Origin of the sequence: Derxia lacustris, from assembly GCF_002105195.1 — a bacterium.
GTDB classification, from domain to species: domain Bacteria; phylum Pseudomonadota; class Gammaproteobacteria; order Burkholderiales; family Burkholderiaceae_E; genus Derxia; species Derxia lacustris.
Map to the genome: position 1 here is coordinate 328,834 of NZ_MUHU01000001.1, position 15,843 is coordinate 344,676.

The 15,843-nt window shown below is 66.8% G+C and carries 14 protein-coding genes and 1 tRNA gene; 7 read left to right on the plus strand and 8 right to left on the minus strand.

Annotation, left to right across the window (positions count from 1 at the left end; genetic code table 11):
- Positions 1-80: 80 nt before the first annotated feature.
- The 3 genes from B9P64_RS01430 to B9P64_RS27195 all read right to left on the minus strand — a co-directional run bounded on the left by B9P64_RS01430 (position 81) and on the right by B9P64_RS27195 (position 1,594).
- Positions 81-156: transfer RNA gene (locus B9P64_RS01430), tRNA-Thr, on the minus strand.
- 29 nt (positions 157-185) lie between these two features.
- Positions 186-1,136 carry a 4-hydroxy-3-methylbut-2-enyl diphosphate reductase gene (gene ispH / locus B9P64_RS01435; RefSeq protein WP_235839855.1) on the minus strand — a complete coding sequence of 317 codons (951 nt, stop codon included), beginning with the start codon at positions 1,134-1,136 and terminating at the stop codon, positions 186-188.
- Between the two features lie 2 nt (positions 1,137-1,138).
- Positions 1,139-1,594: an FKBP-type peptidyl-prolyl cis-trans isomerase gene (locus B9P64_RS27195; RefSeq protein ID WP_235839856.1), complete on the minus strand. Its 456-nt coding sequence runs from the start codon at positions 1,592-1,594 to the stop codon at positions 1,139-1,141.
- A 76-nt stretch (positions 1,595-1,670) separates the two neighbouring features.
- Here B9P64_RS27195 and radC point away from each other — a divergent pair, with 76 nt between their 5' ends.
- From radC to rpmG, 3 genes are all read left to right on the plus strand, one after another.
- Positions 1,671-2,348 (plus strand): RadC family protein, encoded by a 678-nt coding sequence (radC, locus tag B9P64_RS01440; protein ID WP_085314482.1) that lies wholly within the window; start codon positions 1,671-1,673, stop codon positions 2,346-2,348.
- A gap of 175 nt (positions 2,349-2,523) precedes the next feature.
- Positions 2,524-2,757 (plus strand): 50S ribosomal protein L28, encoded by a 234-nt coding sequence (gene rpmB / locus B9P64_RS01445; protein ID WP_085314483.1) that lies wholly within the window; start codon positions 2,524-2,526, stop codon positions 2,755-2,757.
- 32 nt (positions 2,758-2,789) lie between these two features.
- On the plus strand, positions 2,790-2,945 hold the full coding sequence (gene rpmG, locus B9P64_RS01450; protein WP_085314484.1) for a 50S ribosomal protein L33: 156 nt from the start codon (positions 2,790-2,792) through the stop codon (positions 2,943-2,945).
- A 99-nt stretch (positions 2,946-3,044) separates the two neighbouring features.
- On the opposite strand, the gene B9P64_RS01455 is transcribed toward rpmG, so the two are convergent.
- On the minus strand, positions 3,045-5,477 hold the full coding sequence (locus B9P64_RS01455) for a TonB-dependent receptor (protein ID WP_176256680.1): 2,433 nt from the start codon (positions 5,475-5,477) through the stop codon (positions 3,045-3,047).
- Between B9P64_RS01455 and B9P64_RS24875 the strand changes: the two genes are divergently transcribed.
- A complete protein-coding gene (locus tag B9P64_RS24875) occupies positions 5,446-5,901 on the plus strand; it encodes a hypothetical protein (protein WP_176256681.1) in 456 nt (151 codons plus the stop codon). The two genes, B9P64_RS01455 and B9P64_RS24875, sit on opposite strands and share 32 nt — an antisense overlap.
- A gap of 175 nt (positions 5,902-6,076) precedes the next feature.
- Here B9P64_RS24875 and B9P64_RS01460 read toward each other — a convergent pair whose 3' ends face one another.
- From B9P64_RS01460 to purN, 4 genes are all read right to left on the minus strand, one after another.
- Positions 6,077-7,261, minus strand: a complete 1,185-nt coding sequence (locus B9P64_RS01460; protein ID WP_085314486.1) for a DesA family fatty acid desaturase — start codon at positions 7,259-7,261, stop codon at positions 6,077-6,079.
- 92 nt (positions 7,262-7,353) lie between these two features.
- Positions 7,354-8,691, minus strand: coding sequence for a mechanosensitive ion channel family protein (locus B9P64_RS01465; protein ID WP_085314487.1), 1,338 nt, complete (start codon positions 8,689-8,691; stop codon positions 7,354-7,356).
- A gap of 14 nt (positions 8,692-8,705) precedes the next feature.
- A complete protein-coding gene (locus B9P64_RS01470; RefSeq protein ID WP_085314580.1) occupies positions 8,706-10,076 on the minus strand; it encodes an RsmB/NOP family class I SAM-dependent RNA methyltransferase in 1,371 nt (456 codons plus the stop codon).
- Positions 10,077-10,375: 299 nt separating this feature from the next.
- The gene (purN, locus tag B9P64_RS01475) at positions 10,376-11,038 is read right to left on the minus strand and encodes a phosphoribosylglycinamide formyltransferase (protein WP_085314488.1); all 663 of its coding nucleotides are present in this window, start codon (positions 11,036-11,038) and stop codon (positions 10,376-10,378) included.
- A gap of 114 nt (positions 11,039-11,152) precedes the next feature.
- On the opposite strand from purN, the gene B9P64_RS01480 reads away from it, so the two are divergent.
- The 3 genes from B9P64_RS01480 (at position 11,153) to lspA (ending at position 15,793) form a co-directional block, all read left to right on the plus strand.
- A complete protein-coding gene (locus B9P64_RS01480; protein WP_085314489.1) occupies positions 11,153-12,166 on the plus strand; it encodes a bifunctional riboflavin kinase/FAD synthetase in 1,014 nt (337 codons plus the stop codon).
- A 215-nt stretch (positions 12,167-12,381) separates the two neighbouring features.
- Positions 12,382-15,195 carry an isoleucine--tRNA ligase gene (ileS, locus tag B9P64_RS01485; protein ID WP_235839870.1) on the plus strand — a complete coding sequence of 938 codons (2,814 nt, stop codon included), beginning with the start codon at positions 12,382-12,384 and terminating at the stop codon, positions 15,193-15,195.
- A 130-nt stretch (positions 15,196-15,325) separates the two neighbouring features.
- A complete protein-coding gene (lspA, locus tag B9P64_RS01490; RefSeq protein WP_085314491.1) occupies positions 15,326-15,793 on the plus strand; it encodes a signal peptidase II in 468 nt (155 codons plus the stop codon).
- Positions 15,794-15,843 lie beyond the last annotated feature (50 nt).

Consider the following 15,843-nt stretch of genomic DNA (forward strand, 5'->3'; position numbering starts at 1 on the left):
CCGGTTGCAAGACGCATGCGCAGAAGCCGCAAAAGCAAAAGGCCCCGTTTTGTGAACGGGGCCTTTTGCCTTGAATCGAGTGGTGCCGGTGACCGGAATCGAACTGGTGACCTTCGCATTACGAATGCGCTGCTCTACCGACTGAGCTACACCGGCATCAGTGAGCCCGCGATTCTAGCAGCAGTTCACGAATTTGCCAGCGGGTCGGCCTCGGCAAGCTCGCTCGGCAGGCGGAAGGTGACGTTTTCCTGCACGCCGTCGAGTTCGCGGATCTTGCCGGCGCCCAGTTCGCGCAGGCGGTCGACGATCTGCTTGACCAGCACCTCGGGCGCCGACGCGCCGGCCGTGAGCCCCACGCGGCGCTTGCCGACGATCCACGCCGGATCGACATCGGCCGGGTTGTCGACCATGTAGGCCGGCAGCCCGCCCTTCTCGGCCAGCTCACGCAGGCGGTTGGAATTGGAGCTGGTCGCGCTCCCGACCACGATCACCACATCGACCTGCGGCGCCATGAACTTGACCGCGTCCTGCCGGTTCTGCGTGGCGTAGCAGATGTCGGCCTTGCGCGGCGTGACGATGGCCGGAAAGCGCTCGCGCAGCGCCGCCAGCACATGCGTCGTGTCGTCGACCGACAGCGTGGTCTGGGTCACGCAGGCGAGCTGCGCCGGATCGCGCACGACGAGCGACCGCACATCCTCGACCGACTCGACCAGGTACATGCCGCCATCCACCTGCCCCATCGTGCCTTCCACTTCGGGGTGGCCGGCGTGGCCGATCATCACGATCTCGCGGCCTTCCTCGCGCAGCCGGGCCACCTCGTAATGCACCTTGGTCACGAGCGGGCAGGTGGCGTCGAAGATGCGCAGGCCGAGCGACGCGGCCTCGTCGCGCACCGCGCGCGACACGCCGTGCGCCGAGAACACCACCGTCGCGCCGGCCGGCGCCTCGGCCAGCTCGTCGATGAACACCGCGCCGCGCGCGCGCAAATCCTCGACCACGTAGCGGTTGTGCACGATCTCGTGACGCACATAGATCGGTGCGCCGAAGCGCTCGATCGCGCGCTCGACGATCTCGATCGCGCGGTCGACGCCGGCGCAAAAGCCGCGCGGCTGGGCCAGGACCAGTTCCTCGATCATGCTCACATCACCCCGATGATCTTGACTTCGAAGGCCAGCGCCCGGCCCGCGAGCGGATGGTTGAAGTCGATGGTCGCCGCCTCGTCGGTGAGCGCGGTCAGCACGCCCTGCACCCGCGCGCCGTTCGGGCCCGGCACCGGGACCATGTCGCCGACCGCAAAGCTGCCGGCCGGATCGATCTTGTCGCGGAAGGTGGCGATGGAAATCGGCATCACCAGATCGCGGTTGCGCGGGCCGAAGGCTTCTTCGGGCGCGAGGTCGATGCGCACGTCGGCGCCTTCTTCCAGCCCGATCAGCCGCGCCTCCAGCCCCGGCGACAGCTGGCCACCGCCCAGTTGCAGCGTGGCCGGCGATTGCTCGAAGGTGCTCACGATCGATTGCCCCGCCTGCTCGCCCTCCGCCCATGAAAGACGGTAGTGCAGCGTGAGGTAAGCCCCGTCCGAGACGACATTTTTCATAACCGGTCCTGTAAGCCCAATGCTCAGATTTTAGCAATCGCCCCCGGGCGCCCTCTTCCTTGACCAAGGCACCCGCATGGCGATCACCGACTGGCCCGAAGCCGAACGCCCGCGCGAACGCCTGCTCGCGCAAGGCGCCGGCGCTCTTTCGGACGCCGAATTGCTCGCCGTGTTCCTGCGCGTCGGCGTGCGCGGCAAGAGCGCCGTCGATCTGGCGCGCGACTGCATCCAGCGCTTCGGCTCGCTCGGCCGGCTGTTCAACGCCGCACGCGCCGACTTCTCGGCCATCCCCGGCATGGGCGACGCCAAGTACGCCCAGCTCCAGGCGGTGCTGGAAATGGCCCGGCGCACCATCGAATCGGAGTTGCGCCAGACCACGACCGGGCTCACCTCGCCGCAGGCCGTGCGCGATCTGCTGCGGCTCAAGCTCTCCGGCCTCGAATACGAAGTGTTCATGGCGCTGTTCCTCGACACGCAGAACCGGCTCATCTCGGCCGAGGAGCTGTTTCGCGGCACGCTGGCGCAGACCGCCGTCTATCCGCGCGAAGTGGTCAAGCGCGCGCTGGCCTGCAATGCGTCGGCGGTGGTGTTTGCGCACAACCATCCATCGGGCGCGCCCGAGCCGAGCGGCGCCGACCATTCGCTCACCCGCACGCTGCGCGATGCGCTCGCGCTGGTCGATGTGCGCACGCTCGATCACTTCATCATCGCGGGCCATCAGGCGCTGTCGTTCGCCGAGCGTGGCTGGCTCTAGCCGTCGATTTGCGCGCGGCTTGTTGAGCGTGCCGTCACCGCATATAATCGCGGGCTTTTCCGATTCACCATCATTAGGTGGGTTCTCTGCGTGCTGGCTATGCCGCTTGCGCAGGCGATCCCGGGGCCTCCAGGCATGTGGGGGTTGCGGTTCGATACCCGCCGGGAGTGCTCACATGGCCCGCGTTTGCCAAGTAACCGGCAAGAAGCCGATGGTGGGAAACAATGTTTCCCACGCCAACAACAAGACGAAGCGTCGCTTCCTGCCCAACCTGCAATACCGCCGGTTCTGGGTCGAGAGCGAAAACCGCTGGGTTCGCCTGCGTCTGACGACCAACGCGCTGCGCACGATCGACAAGAACGGCATCGATGTCGTCCTCGCCGAACTGCGCGCCAAGGGCGAAATCTGAGCCTCGCCGCTCGCTGAAAGGGAACCCGCACCATGCGCGACAAGATCAAGCTGGAATCGACCGCCGGTACCGGTCATTTCTATACGACCACCAAGAACAAGAAGACGATGCCCGAGAAGATGGCGATCAAGAAGTTCGATCCCGTCGTTCGCAAGCACGTCATCTACAAGGAAACCAAGATCAAGTGATCCTGGTCGCTCCGCAAGCAAAGCCCGCCTCGAGCGGGCTTTGTCGTTTCTGCGGTGGCAGACGGGCGCCGACCGATGGCCGGCCCCGTGCTGCCGCCCTTATTGCCGTGCCGTCAGGTTGATGCCGACCCAGCGCGGATTGCTCGGATAGAAGGTGTTCCAGTTGCTGTAAAAGCCGGTGTCGCTGTTGAGCAGGTTGCGCACCAGCAGCGTCGCGTCGAACGACTTGTCGCGATGACCGAGCCCCAGGGCCAGATCCACCAGCCCGTTGGCACCGACCACCGCATAGCGCGACAGCGAAGGATCGTTGTTGTAGCTGGTGGTGTAGCGGTAGTTGAGGTCGGCATGACCGCGCACATCGCCGGTCAGCAGCTGCGAATAGCCCACGAACAGGTTGAACGCGAGCTTGGCCGAGCCGGGCAGCGTCTTGCCGGTGGCGTCGTAATAGGGCGTCGAGGTGCCGCCGAGTTCCGCCGGCTTGGCGAGGAAGCGGAAGTCCTTGTAGCGCGCGTCGTTGTAGGCGCCCGCGAGCCGGATGTCGAAGTTGCTGAAGCCGTCGTAGCTCGCATCGAGTTCGAGGCCGCGCGCCTGCACCTTGGGCACGTTGCCGAGGCCGGAGGCATAGGCGAGCCGGCCGTCGTTGTTGGCCGCGGTCTGGGCTGCATCGTAGAAATAGAGCGGCTGGATGTAGTCGCGCACGTTGTGCAGATAGAGCCCGGCATTGAGCGCCAGCGTGTGTTCGAGCAGCGACGACTTGAGGCCGACCTCGAAGGCATTGCTGCGTTCCGCCTTGACCGGGACCGAGGTCCCGCCGCCCGCGGTCGCGCCGACGATCTGCGAGATGCCGGCCTTCTCGCCGTGCTGCCAGCTCGCGTAGGTGGTGAGGTCGTCGTCGATGCGATAGCTGGTGCTGAAATTCGCGGTCGGCAACAGCTGGCGAAAGCCCTGCGCCTCGACCGAGCCGTAGACCGAGCCGATGCGCGCGCGCCGGATCGCCTTGGCGGCAGCCACCTGCCGCTGCTGGTCGCCGGTGAGGCCGGCATAGGTCTGCACGCCGAAGTATTTCTGCGCGACCGAATCGGCAAGCGCGATCTGGGCCGCGCTGTTGCCGCTTGCCAGCGTGCCGGTCGCCGCATCGCTGTTGAAGCCGCCGAGCGCCACGTTGTTGATCGCCACCGGATTCAGTCCGGCGCCATAGCCTTGATCGACGATGAAGCGGCTCGACTCGGTGCTGCGCGACTCCTGGGTCAGTCTCAGCCCACCCGCAAAGCCGAGCGCATCGCTCGCGCGCCAGCGCAGGTTGCCGTACCAGGCGTAACTGCGGTTGTCGAGCGAATCGCGGGTCTTGGTGAACAGGCGGTCGAGCGAATTGAGCAGGAGCCCGCGCCCGGCGCTGTCGGCATCGAGCCGGGTGTACTGCGCGGGCGTTGCGTAATAGGCGCCGGCATCGGAGCCGAAGCGCGCGGTCGTCCAGCGCTCCGGCATCGAACCGCGGAAGAAATACAGGCCGGTCTGATAGCCGAGCTGCGCATCGTCCGCCGACGCCAGGCGCAATTCCTGGCTGTACTGCTGGTATTCGACATGCCCGGTCGACGGCGAACGATCGATGTCGAACACGGAAATCGGACCGCCACCCGAATCGAAATAAAAGCTGCGATAGGCTGAAATCGAGGTCAGCCGCTGCTCGCCCAGCGACCAGTCGATCTTTGCGCTCACGCCGCGCGAACCGTAATTGTTCGGATTCTGGCTCAAACGATTGATCTGATTGGCGGTGTAATCGTTCGGGCCATAGCTTGCCTCCTGCGCAAACCAGCGCCGCGACAATTTGCCGATCGGCTCGCCGGCCTGATCGACCCGGATCGGGCTGCCATTCGAGGTACGCGAATCGTAATAAGTCGGCGTTGGCCGGTTGAAATTGACGTAATTGTCCGAGAACTCCTTGCTCTTGGGCGAATAGTCGAGCGACAGCAGGGCTTTCACGCCATTGCCCGGCGTGAGCAGGAATTGCGCACGGCCGTAGGTCCGGTCGGTGTTCTTGTAGCTCCAGTTCGGATCGTTGGCATTGCGATAGGGGCCATCGGCCTGCTCGCGCAATACCGTGCCACGCCAGGCCAGCAAGTCCTCGACGATTCCTCCGCCGATCGTCGCGCGCGAATTGAGCGTATTGAGTTGGCCATAGGTGATCGACACGCTGCTTTCGGGCCGGAAACTCGGTTCGCGAGTGCGGATCACGATTTCGCCGACCGACCCACCCTTGCCACCCTGCGTGCCCTGCGGTCCGCGGAAGACCTCGACGCTGTCGAGATCGGCAAACGCAATCGAGGCCGCCAGTCCGCTCACGCCATAGCTCACGCCATCCACGTTGACGCCGACGCTCGGATCGAGCGGGCCGGCGCCGCTGGCCCAGCCAAGGCCGCGAATCATCAGGCTGCCGGCCTGCGGATTGGTGTAGGTGGCCGCCGTGTTGCCGATCCGGGACAGGATGTTGCGGAAACCGGTGGTGTCGGTCTTTTCGAGTTCGGCCCCCGTCACCACCGAAATCGACTTCGGCACTTCCTTGAGCTTTTCGATCGGCGGCCGGGCATTGATTACCACCGGCGCGAGACTGGCCGATTCGGCTACCGGTGCCGGCGCTGGATTTTCAGCAGCCGCCGCCGGCACCGCCGCATTGCCAGCACCGCCGCGCAGCCTTTCGATCTCGGAGCGCAGCCGCGCATTTTCATTGCGCAATTGCTCGACGGTCGCCGCATCGTCGGCGGCACTGGCTGCGGACGGCGAACCCGCTGCAATTGCAGCAAGGGCTGCCGATATCAGTACGGCTATCGGTCGCCGTCGCAGCAGCAATCGACGATATGCCGCCGCGGAATTGAATCCTGACTCACTTTTCATCTTGCATCCTCTTGCCAATGGACGATCGAAAAGACCATCCATCGCAATACAGATGCCAAACCATTAATCAACCGGAAATATCGGAAACATTGTCGGGGTCATGAATTGCTGACCGCCGACAATATCAACCCGCTATTGGAGACATTCATTGCTCAATTGACGATCCGGTCAATGGCAATAAAAAAGCCGGCATCGAGCCGGCTTTTCTGATTCGGGCCGCAAGGCCCGGCGGACGGGAACGATCAGGCGTAGGTCCGCAGCTTGACCGCGAAGTCTTCGAGCGCCTTCACGCCCGAAACCTCAGCCTTGGCGCACCAGGCCTGCAAGTCGGCGACCAGCTGTTCGGTCGTGCGGTTGGAGCGCTCCCAGAGCTTGGCCAGCTCCTGGCGCATCTCGTAGAGCGTCGCGAGCGACTTGCTGTGCGCCAGCGCCTCGCCGAGCTTTTCGCGCTCGCTGGCGTCGAGCTTGGCGGCATCCATCTGCACCCAGCGCTTGAGCTTGGACAGGTTGACCGACTGCACGCCGGCCAGACGGTCCTTTTCCTGCGCCAGCGCCGCGCGCAGCGACTTGGCATAGGTGGCGAGCACTTCATAGCGGTTGTTGACCACCGCATTCAGCGATTCGAGATCGATGTGGGCGCGCGGCGCCACGAACTTGGGCTTGGGCGCGACGCGGCGGATGGTGGCGAGGCCGACGTAGGACATCAGCTTGATGTACATCCAGCCGATGTCGAACTCGTACCACTTGTTCGACAGCCGCGCGCTCGACGCGTAGGTGTGGTGGTTGTTGTGCAGCTCCTCGCCGCCGATGATGATCCCGATCGGGAAGATGTTGGTCGACGCATCGGGCGCCGAGAAATTGCGGTAGCCCCAGTAGTGGCCGATGCCGTTGATGATCCCGGCCGCCGTGATCGGAATCCACAGCATCTGCACCGCCCAGACCGTGAGGCCGGCGCCGCCGAACATCAGCACGTCGAGGATGAGCATGATCGACACGCCACCGGCGCTGTAGCGGCGGTACACGTTGTTCTCGATCCAGTCGTTCGGCGTGCCGTGACTGAATTTCTCGATGGTTTCCTGGTTCTTGGCTTCGGCGCGATACAGCTCGGCGCCGGTGAGCAGCACGGTGTCGATGCCGCGCGTCTGCGGCGAATGCGGATCCTCGGGCGTCTCGCAGCGCGCGTGGTGCTTGCGGTGGATGGCGACCCATTCGCGCGTGACCATGCCGGTGGTCATCCAGAGCCAGAAGCGGAAGAAATGGCTGACGATGGGATGCAGGTCGAGCGCGCGATGCGCCTGGCTGCGGTGCAGATAGATGGTGACGCCGGCGATGGTGATGTGCGTCGCGATCAGCGTGAAGGCGGTGATCTGCCAGCCGGACCAGTCGAGCAGGCCGTTGGCGATGAAGTCGAGTACGGAATCGAACAAGATCGATTTCCTCCAGGGGAAAGAAAAGGCCCGCGCATTTCACGCGGATTTCACATTTTAGACGCCGGAGCGCGATTGCGTTCCGGACGAAATCAAGCTTCCGCGCGCGGCAATCCGGGCGATGCCGGTTGCATGTCGGGTGAGCCTGATGCCGCGCCCAGCAGCCGGACCTCGCGCTGCGGGAAGGGAATCTCGATGCCTTCGCGGCGGAAGGCGGCGAGGATGGCGCGGTTGACGTCGGACACGACGCCCATCCGGCCCTTGTCGGGATCGGTGATCCAGAAGCCGAGTTCGAGCGTCATGCCGTCGGCATCGAAGGACACGAGCAGCGCCGACGGCGCTGGATCGGTAGCGATGCGGGCATGCACGGCACAGGCCGCCAGCACCGCGAGCGCGCGCTCGATGTCGGTGGCATAGGCGACCTGCACCCGCGTGGCGAGCCGCACCTTCGGATCGGTATAGGTCTGGTTGACGACGGCATTTGCCACCAGCATTTCATTGGGCAGGATCGATTCCGTGCCGTCGAGCGCGCGGATGACGGTGTAGCGGGTGCGGATGTGGCTGACCACGCCGGTGTACCGGTCGACCGTGACCAGATCGCCGAGCCGCAGGCTGCGCTCGAACAGCACGACAAAGCCCGAGACGTAATTGCTCGCGATCTTCTGCAGGCCCAGGCCCAGCCCCACGCCGAGCGCGCCGCCGAACACCGACAGCGCGGTCAGATCCACGCCCACCGCCGAGGTGCCGATCAGCACCGCCGCGACCACCAGCAGCGACTTGAGCAGCCGCGCCGACACCACCCGCAGCGAGCTGTCGAGCGCCTCGGCGCTCATCAGCCGGGCTTCGAGCAGCGAGCCGATCCAGAGCGCGACGACCAGCGTGACGACGATGGTGGCGAGGCCACTCAGCAGATCGAGCAGCGACAGGCTGTGCTTGCCGAGCGGCAGCACCACGCCATCGAGCGCGCCGGTGACCAGCGGCAGCAGGCCGAGGATGTCGAGCGCGAAGCCGATCCACACCAGCGCCGCGAACCAGCGCTCGAAGGCCGCCAGCGCGGCGGTCGCGCGGAAGGCCTTGCGCAGCAGATAGATCGCCAGCCGCACCAGCGCCAGCGACGACAGCAGCTCGACCATCACCCCCAGCAGCCGCGACGGCAGATAACGCCCGACCAGCGCATGACCGACGAACAGCACCGCCAGCGTCGCGAGCGGAAACACCACGCGCGAGAACGCCGCCGCGCCGAGCTGATAGGCCCCCGCATGGCCCGAGGCCCGCAGCGCCTCGGCGCGCGCGCGCAGCCGCCGGTCGAGCAGCGACGACGCCCACCAGCCCACGACCACGGCCAGCGCGATGACCAGCAACTGCCACAGCGCATCGGGCTGGGCCAGATCGGCGGCGATCTCGTTGAAGCGTTTGCCGAGCGGATTCATGGCGACGCGTCAGCTCATTCGTCGGCGGCGGGTTCGGCGGCGGCCGGCGGATCGGCGCGCTTCTCGGCCGGCTTGCGCTCGAAGGCGGCGGCGAAGAAGCCGTCGGTGCCGTGCACATGCGGCCACAGGCGCAGGAAGGGCGAACCGTCCTCGGGCAGCGCGATGTGCTGGGCGCGCAGCAGCGCCGGCGCGTCGAGCCGCACGAATTCGGGATGGGCGGCGAGGAACTCGTCGGCGATGGTCTCGTTCTCTTCGGTCAGCAAGCTGCACGTCGCATAGACGAGCCGGCCGCCCGGCTTCACCAGCCGCGACGCCGACGCGAGGATGGCGCGCTGCTTGACGTTCATTTCCGCCACCGACTCGGGCGTCTGGCGCCACTTGAGGTCGGGATTGCGGCGCAGCGTGCCCAGGCCCGAGCACGGCGCATCGACCAGCACGCGGTCGATCTTGCCGGCCAGCCGCTTGACGCGCAGGTCGCTCTCGTTGGCCAGCGTCACCACCTGCACGTTCTGCAACTTGCTCTTGGCGATGCGCGCCTTGGCCTTGGCGAGGCGCTTTTCATTGATGTCGAAGGCGTAGAGCCGGCCGGTGCCGCGCATCAGCGCGCCGAGCGCCAGCGTCTTGCCGCCGGCGCCGGCGCAGAAGTCGACCACCATCTCGCCGCGCTTGGGCGCCAGCAGTTGCGCCAGCAGCTGCGAGCCTTCGTCCTGCACCTCGATCACGCCGTGCTCGAACAGCGGCAGCCGCGCGAGGTCGGGCTTGCCGGCGAGGCGGATGCCGTCGGGCGCGAAGGGCGTGGGCTTGGGCGCGTACTGCGGGCCGGCCTTAGCGAGCTGGGCGATGACGGTGTCGCGGTCGGATTCGAGCCGGTTGACGCGCAGGTCGAGCGCGGCGGGCGCGTCGAGCGCGGCGGCCAGCGCCAGGGTTTCGTCGGCGCCGAGCCGGGCGCTCAGGCGCTCCCACAGCCACTCGGGCAGGTTGGCGCGCACCGCCGGCGGCAGCGTGTCGGGCGTGAGCTTTTTCAGATGCTCGAACCAGGCGATCTCGCCTTCGGTCTGGAGACCGTCGAGCGACACGCCGTTGGCGCGCAGCGCCAGCAGCAGCAGCCGGCGCTCGAAGCGGTTCACGCCCGAGACGGCGTAATGCGAGAACTCGGCGCGCCGGCGCAGCGCGGTGTAGACGGCCTCGGCGATCAGGCCGCGCACGCGGTGGCCGTAGGTCGGCCGCTCGCGGAAGAAATGCGACACGGTCACGTCGGCGGCGCCGTCGAAGCGCAGCACTTCTTCGAGCAGGCGTTCGGCGTCGAGCGCGAGGCCCGGGCTCAGGAACGGCGACTTGTCGTCGGCGGCGCGTTCGCGCGCGGGCTTGAGCAGCTCGTTGCGCATCTCGGCGCGGCGCGCCTGGCCGGGATTGCGCTTGGCGCGCGCGGCGATGGCGGCCTCGTCGCGCGGCGGGCGGGCGGCGTCGGGCGCGGCTTCGCCATCGCGCGGCGGCAGCGGCAGATCGTCGCGCGGACCGCGCGCCACTTCCTCGCGGCTGCGGCGCGCGGCCTGTTCACGCAGGGCACGCGGCCCGCGCGCGGGCTTGTCCTCGCCGGAGGACGGACGCGATGACGGGGAGGAAGGACGACGGTTCTGGACCATGACGCAACACCTGGGCGCGAAACTGGCCGCGCCGGAAGAAATCAATGCGACGCGAAGTCGCCAAGAAAGACGGACGGCGCGCCGTCGCGATGGACGGCCACGCCGTCGTCGAGCACAACCCTGCCGTCGACAATGCGGCGCACGGCCGCCGGATACATGCGGTGTTCCTGCGCCAGCACCCGCGCCGCGAGGTCGTCGGGCGTGTCGCCGGGCAGCACCGGCACCGCCGCCTGCGCCACGATCGGGCCGTGATCGAGCTCGGCCGTCACGTAGTGCACGGTGGCGCCGTGAAGTTTCACGCCCGCTTCAAGCGCCCGTTCATGCGTGTGCAGCCCGGTGAAGGCCGGCAGCAGCGACGGATGAATGTTGACCATCCGCCCCTCGTAATGCATGACGAAACCGGGCGTCAGCACGCGCATGAAGCCGGCCAGCACCACCAGCGTCGGCTCGTAGCCATCGATGAGCTGCGCGAGCGCCGCGTCGAAAGCCGCGCGGTCGGCGAAGGAACGATGGTCGAGTTCGGCAGTCGCAATGCCGTGCTGGGCGGCAATGGCGAGACCGGCGGCGCCCGGGCGGTTGGAAATCACCGCCGCGATGCGGGCATTGCAGGCGCTGTCCCAATCCTGCTCGCGCGCGGCTCGAACGATGGCTTCCATGTTCGATCCGCGTCCGGAGATCAGAATGACGATGTTCTTCCGGGGCATGGGAATCGGGGCCGTCAGCGGCGCAAAACCGGCAATTCTACCTGTCGCCCATATAATGCGAAGTCTTCTCAATCAGGCTGCGGGCACGGATCGCCGGCCCCGACGATAAACATCATGCGCGTCTTCCGCGGGCTGCCCACGCCCGAATCCCGATCGCCCTGCGTGCTGACCATCGGCAACTTCGATGGCGTGCATCGCGGTCATCGGGCGCTGCTTGCGCGCGCCGTGGCCGGTGCCCATGCCCACGGCCTGCCCGCCGCGGTGATGACTTTCGAGCCGCATCCGCGCGAATACTTCGCGCAGCTGGCCGGCGACATCACCCGCGCGCCGGCACGCATCGCCAATCTGCGCGACAAGCTCGAAGGGCTGCGGCAATGCGGCGTCGACCGCGTGATCGTCGAGCACTTCGGCAGCCATTTCGCGGCGCTCACCGCCGCCCAGTTCGTCGAGGAAGTGCTGGTCGGCGCCTGCCACGTCAAGCATGTGATCGTCGGCGACGACTTCTGCTTTGGCGCCGGGCGCAAGGGCGACTTCGCTACCCTGCTCGCCGCCGGCCGCGAACACGGCTTCACAGTGGAAAGCATGCCGACCGTGGCCGATGCCGACGGCGGCCGCGTCAGCTCCAGCGCCGTGCGCGATGCCATCGAGCACGGCGATTTCGCGCGCTGCGCCGAGCTGCTCGGCCATCCGTACACGATCAGCGGCAAGGTCATCCACGGCCGCAAGCTCGGCCGCACCATCGGCTTTCCCACGCTCAATGTGCGCATCAGCCATCGGCGGCCCTGCACTACCGGCATCTTCGTGGTGCGCGTGCATGGGCTCGATGGCGGGCCGCATCGGGGCGTGGCCTCGCTCGGCGTGCGGCCCACGGTCGAGGACAACGGACGCGTGCTGCTCGAAGCGCATGTGTTCGACTGGGCCGGCGACGCCTACGGCAAGCTGGTCCGGATCGAATTCCTCAAGAAGCTGCGCAACGAAGCCAAGTACGACTCGCTGCCCGCGCTCACCGCCGCCATCGACAACGATGCGCAGCAGGCGCGCGCCTTCTTCGCCGCCGAAGCGGTAGCCGCAGCACACGCCGCCCCACCGGCCGGCAGCGCCAGCACCGGCGACGACATCGGCATTTGACGCAGCACGCGCCTTGCGTGCCCGCGCCCATCTCCCGATGAAAGTGGCACGCGTTCGACTCGAAGAGCCCGAGGGGGCCGAGGAAACGCACGATGGCCGACGCCGACAACACGACTCCGAACAAGCCGCAGAAGCCGGGCAAGCCCAACAAGCCCGCCAAGCCTGAAGCGCCCAAGTCGAAGTACCCGCTCAACCTGCCCGACACACCCTTCCCGATGCGCGGCGACCTCGCCAAGCGCGAGCCGGCCTGGGTCGACGAATGGCAGGAAACCCACCTGTACGAAGCGATCCGCGCGTCGCGCGCCGGCAAGCCCAAGTTCATCCTGCACGACGGCCCGCCCTACGCGAACGGCGAGATCCACATCGGTCACGCGGTCAACAAGATCCTGAAAGACATGATCGTGAAGTCGAAGACGCTCGGCGGCTTCGACGGCGTGTACGTGCCGGGCTGGGATTGCCACGGCATGCCGATCGAGATCCAGATCGAGAAGCAGTTCGGCAAGGGTCTGGCGCGCGAGGAAGTGCAGACCAAGGCGCGCGCCTACGCCACCGAGCAGATCGCCAAGCAGATGGGCGACTTCAAGCGCCTGGGCGTGCTCGGCGACTGGAAGCGGCCCTACCGCACGATGGACTTCGCGACCGAGGCGGCCGAGATCCGCACGCTGGGCCGGATGGTCGAGCGCGGCTTTGTCTATCGCGGGCTCAAGCCGGTGAACTGGTGCTTCGACTGCGGCTCGGCGCTGGCCGAGGCCGAGGTCGAATATCAGGACAAGTGGTCGCCGGTCGTCGACGTGGCCTTTCCGCTCGCGGGCGGCGAAGAGGACAAGCTCGCCGCCGCCTTCGGCCTGAGCGCGGCGGCGCTGACCAAGCCGGTCGCCACCGTGATCTGGACCACCACGCCGTGGACGCTGCCGGCCAATCAGGCGCTCAACCTGCATCCCGAATTGGGCTATGCGCTGGTCGACACCGCCGACCGGCTGCTGCTGCTGGCGACCGAGCTGGTCGAAAGCGCGCTCAAGCGTTTCGGCCTCGAAGGCCGCGTGATCGCGGAATCGGTCGGCCAGAAGCTGGAGCTGCTCAAGTTCAAGCATCCGCTCGCCGCTGCCGATGCCTTCTACGACCGCGTCAGCCCGGCCTATCTGGCGACCTATGTCGAATCGACCGCCGGCACCGGCATCGTCCACAGCGCGCCGGCCTATGGCGTGGACGACTTTGCGTCCTGCAAGCACTACGGCCTGACCAACGACGAAATCCTCAACCCGGTGCAGGGCGACGGCCATTACGCCGCCAGCCTGCCGCTGTTCGGCGGCCTCAAGGTCTGGGACGCCAATCCCAAGGTCATCGATGCGCTGCGCGAAGCCGGCAACCTGCTGCACGCCGGCAAGATGGAACACAGCTACATGCATTGCTGGCGCCACAAGACGCCGCTGATCTATCGCGCGACGGCGCAATGGTTCGTGCGCATGGACGGCCCGACCGCCGACTCCAAGGGCGTGATGCAGACCGAGACCGTCGGCGAGACCCTGCGCCAGTCGGCGCTGCATGCGATCGAGCAGACCGCCTTCTTCCCGCACTGGGGCCAGGCGCGGCTGCACGCGATGATCGCCAACCGGCCCGACTGGTGCATCAGCCGCCAGCGCAACTGGGGCGTGCCGCTGCCGTTCTTCCTGCACAAGGCGACCGGCGAGCTGCATCCGCGCACGCTTGAAATCCTGGAGCTGGCGGCGCAGAAGGTGGAGGCCGGCGGCATCGAAGCCTGGAGCCGCACCACCGCCGCCGACGTGCTGCCGGCCGACGAAGCCGCGCAGTACGACAAGGTCACCGACATCCTCGACGTGTGGTTCGACAGCGGCAGCACCCATCGCACGGTCATGCGCGGCTCGCATGGCGACGACCTCGCCTACCCGGCCGACCTGTACCTCGAAGGCAGCGACCAGCATCGCGGCTGGTTCCATTCCTCGCTGCTCACCGGCTCGGCCATCGACGGCCGCGCGCCCTACAAGGCGCTGCTGACCCACGGTTTCACCGTGGACGGCCAGGGCCGCAAGATGAGCAAGAGCCTCGGCAACGTGGTCAAGCCGCAGGAAGTGACCGACAAGCTCGGCGCGGAAATCATCCGACTGTGGGTCGCGGCGACCGACTATTCGGGCGAGCTGAGCATCGGCGAGGAAATCCTCAAGCGCGTGGTCGAGAGCTATCGCCGGGTGCGCAACACGCTGCGCTTTCTGCTCGCCAACACGAGCGATTTCGACATCGACACGCAAGCCGTGCCGACCGGCGAGCTGCTGGAAATCGACCGCTATGCGCTCGCGCTGACCGCCCGCTTCCAGGCCGAGGTGCTGGCCAGCTACGAGCGCTACGAGTTCCATCCGGTCGTGGCCAAGCTGCAAACCTTCTGCTCCGAAGACCTCGGCGCCTTCTATCTCGACATCCTGAAGGACCGCCTCTACACGACGGCGCCCGGCTCGGCCGCGCGCCGCTCGGCGCAGACCGCGCTGTGGCACATCACGGCCAGTCTGGTGCGGCTGATCGCGCCCTTCCTCAGCTTTACCGCCGAGGAAGCGTTCAAGGTCTTCGCCAAGCCGCAAGCGCTTGCGGACGCCAAGAACACCGTGTTCACCCAGACCTGGCATGCGCTGCCGGCGGTCGACGGCGACGAGGCGCTGCTGGCCAAGTGGGAGCGGGTGCGTGGCCTGCGCGCCGAGGTGCTCAAGGCCATCGAGGCGGCGCGCGCCGAGGGCAAGGTCGGCTCCTCGCTGCAAGCCGAAATCGATCTGCAAGCGAGCGGCGAGGACCATGCGGCGCTCGCCTCGCTCGGCGCCGAGCTGCGCTTCGTCACCATCACCAGCCGCGCCACGCTCGCCGAGGGCGCCGAATTCGCGGTGCAGGTGGCGCCGAGCGCCGCCGTCAAGTGCGAGCGCTGCTGGCACTACCGCGACGACGTCGGCAGCGACGCCGAGCATCCGGGCCTGTGCGGCCGTTGCGCGACCAACCTGTTCGGCAGCGGCGAGACGCGCGCCATCGCCTGACGCATGTCTGCGCTAGCGTCGGCCGCGCCGGTCGACGCTGGCCCAACCTCTTTCTGAAAGCTCCTGCGTGGCCCGAACTCCGTCCAAGTCCAAGACCCTGTCCGTCGGCAAGTCGTCCGGCGGCGCGGGCATGCTTCCCTGGCTCGGCCTGGCCGTGGTGGTCGTGCTGCTCGACCAGGCCAGCAAGATCGCCATCACCCGCGTGTTCGCCTACGGCCAGCGGCTGCCGGTGCTCGACGGCTTCTTCGATCTGACGCTGCTGCACAACCCGGGCGCGGCGTTCTCGTTTCTGGCCAATGCCAACGGCTGGCAGAAGTACTTCTTCATCGCGCTGGCAGCGGGTGCCGCAGCCTTCATCGTCTGGCTGCTGTCGCGACACAACCAGCAACGGTTGTTTTCATTTGCGCTCGCCATGATCCTCGGCGGCGCAATCGGCAATCTGATTGATCGACTCGCCTACGGCCATGTGGTCGACTTCCTGCTCGTGTATTGGCGCAGCTGGTTCTGGCCGGCATTCAACCTTGCCGACAGCGCCATCGTCTGCGGTGCCGCACTTCTGATTCTTGATGAGCTGATTCGCGTGCGCCGGTCCAGATAAGGCAAAGCCGCCAACGTAGCGGCGCCGGACCGGCGTTTTTCAATTCCAAC

Bases quoted from the DNA above. Each gene is read 5' to 3' on its own strand.
- ispH (WP_235839855.1), bottom strand. From the start codon at position 1,136: ATGATCGAGGAACTGGTCCTGGCCCAGCCGCGCGGCTTTTGCGCCGGC.
- B9P64_RS27195 (WP_235839856.1), bottom strand. From the start codon at position 1,594: ATGAAAAATGTCGTCTCGGACGGGGCTTACCTCACGCTGCACTACCGT.
- radC (WP_085314482.1), top strand. From the start codon at position 1,671: ATGGCGATCACCGACTGGCCCGAAGCCGAACGCCCGCGCGAACGCCTG.
- rpmB (WP_085314483.1), top strand. From the start codon at position 2,524: ATGGCCCGCGTTTGCCAAGTAACCGGCAAGAAGCCGATGGTGGGAAAC.
- rpmG (WP_085314484.1), top strand. From the start codon at position 2,790: ATGCGCGACAAGATCAAGCTGGAATCGACCGCCGGTACCGGTCATTTC.
- B9P64_RS01465 (WP_085314487.1), bottom strand. From the start codon at position 8,691: ATGAATCCGCTCGGCAAACGCTTCAACGAGATCGCCGCCGATCTGGCC.
- B9P64_RS01470 (WP_085314580.1), bottom strand. From the start codon at position 10,076: ATGCGCAACGAGCTGCTCAAGCCCGCGCGCGAACGCGCCGCCGACGAC.
- purN (WP_085314488.1), bottom strand. From the start codon at position 11,038: ATGCCCCGGAAGAACATCGTCATTCTGATCTCCGGACGCGGATCGAAC.
- B9P64_RS01480 (WP_085314489.1), top strand. From the start codon at position 11,153: ATGCGCGTCTTCCGCGGGCTGCCCACGCCCGAATCCCGATCGCCCTGC.
- ileS (WP_235839870.1), top strand. From the start codon at position 12,382: ATGCGCGGCGACCTCGCCAAGCGCGAGCCGGCCTGGGTCGACGAATGG.
- lspA (WP_085314491.1), top strand. From the start codon at position 15,326: ATGCTTCCCTGGCTCGGCCTGGCCGTGGTGGTCGTGCTGCTCGACCAG.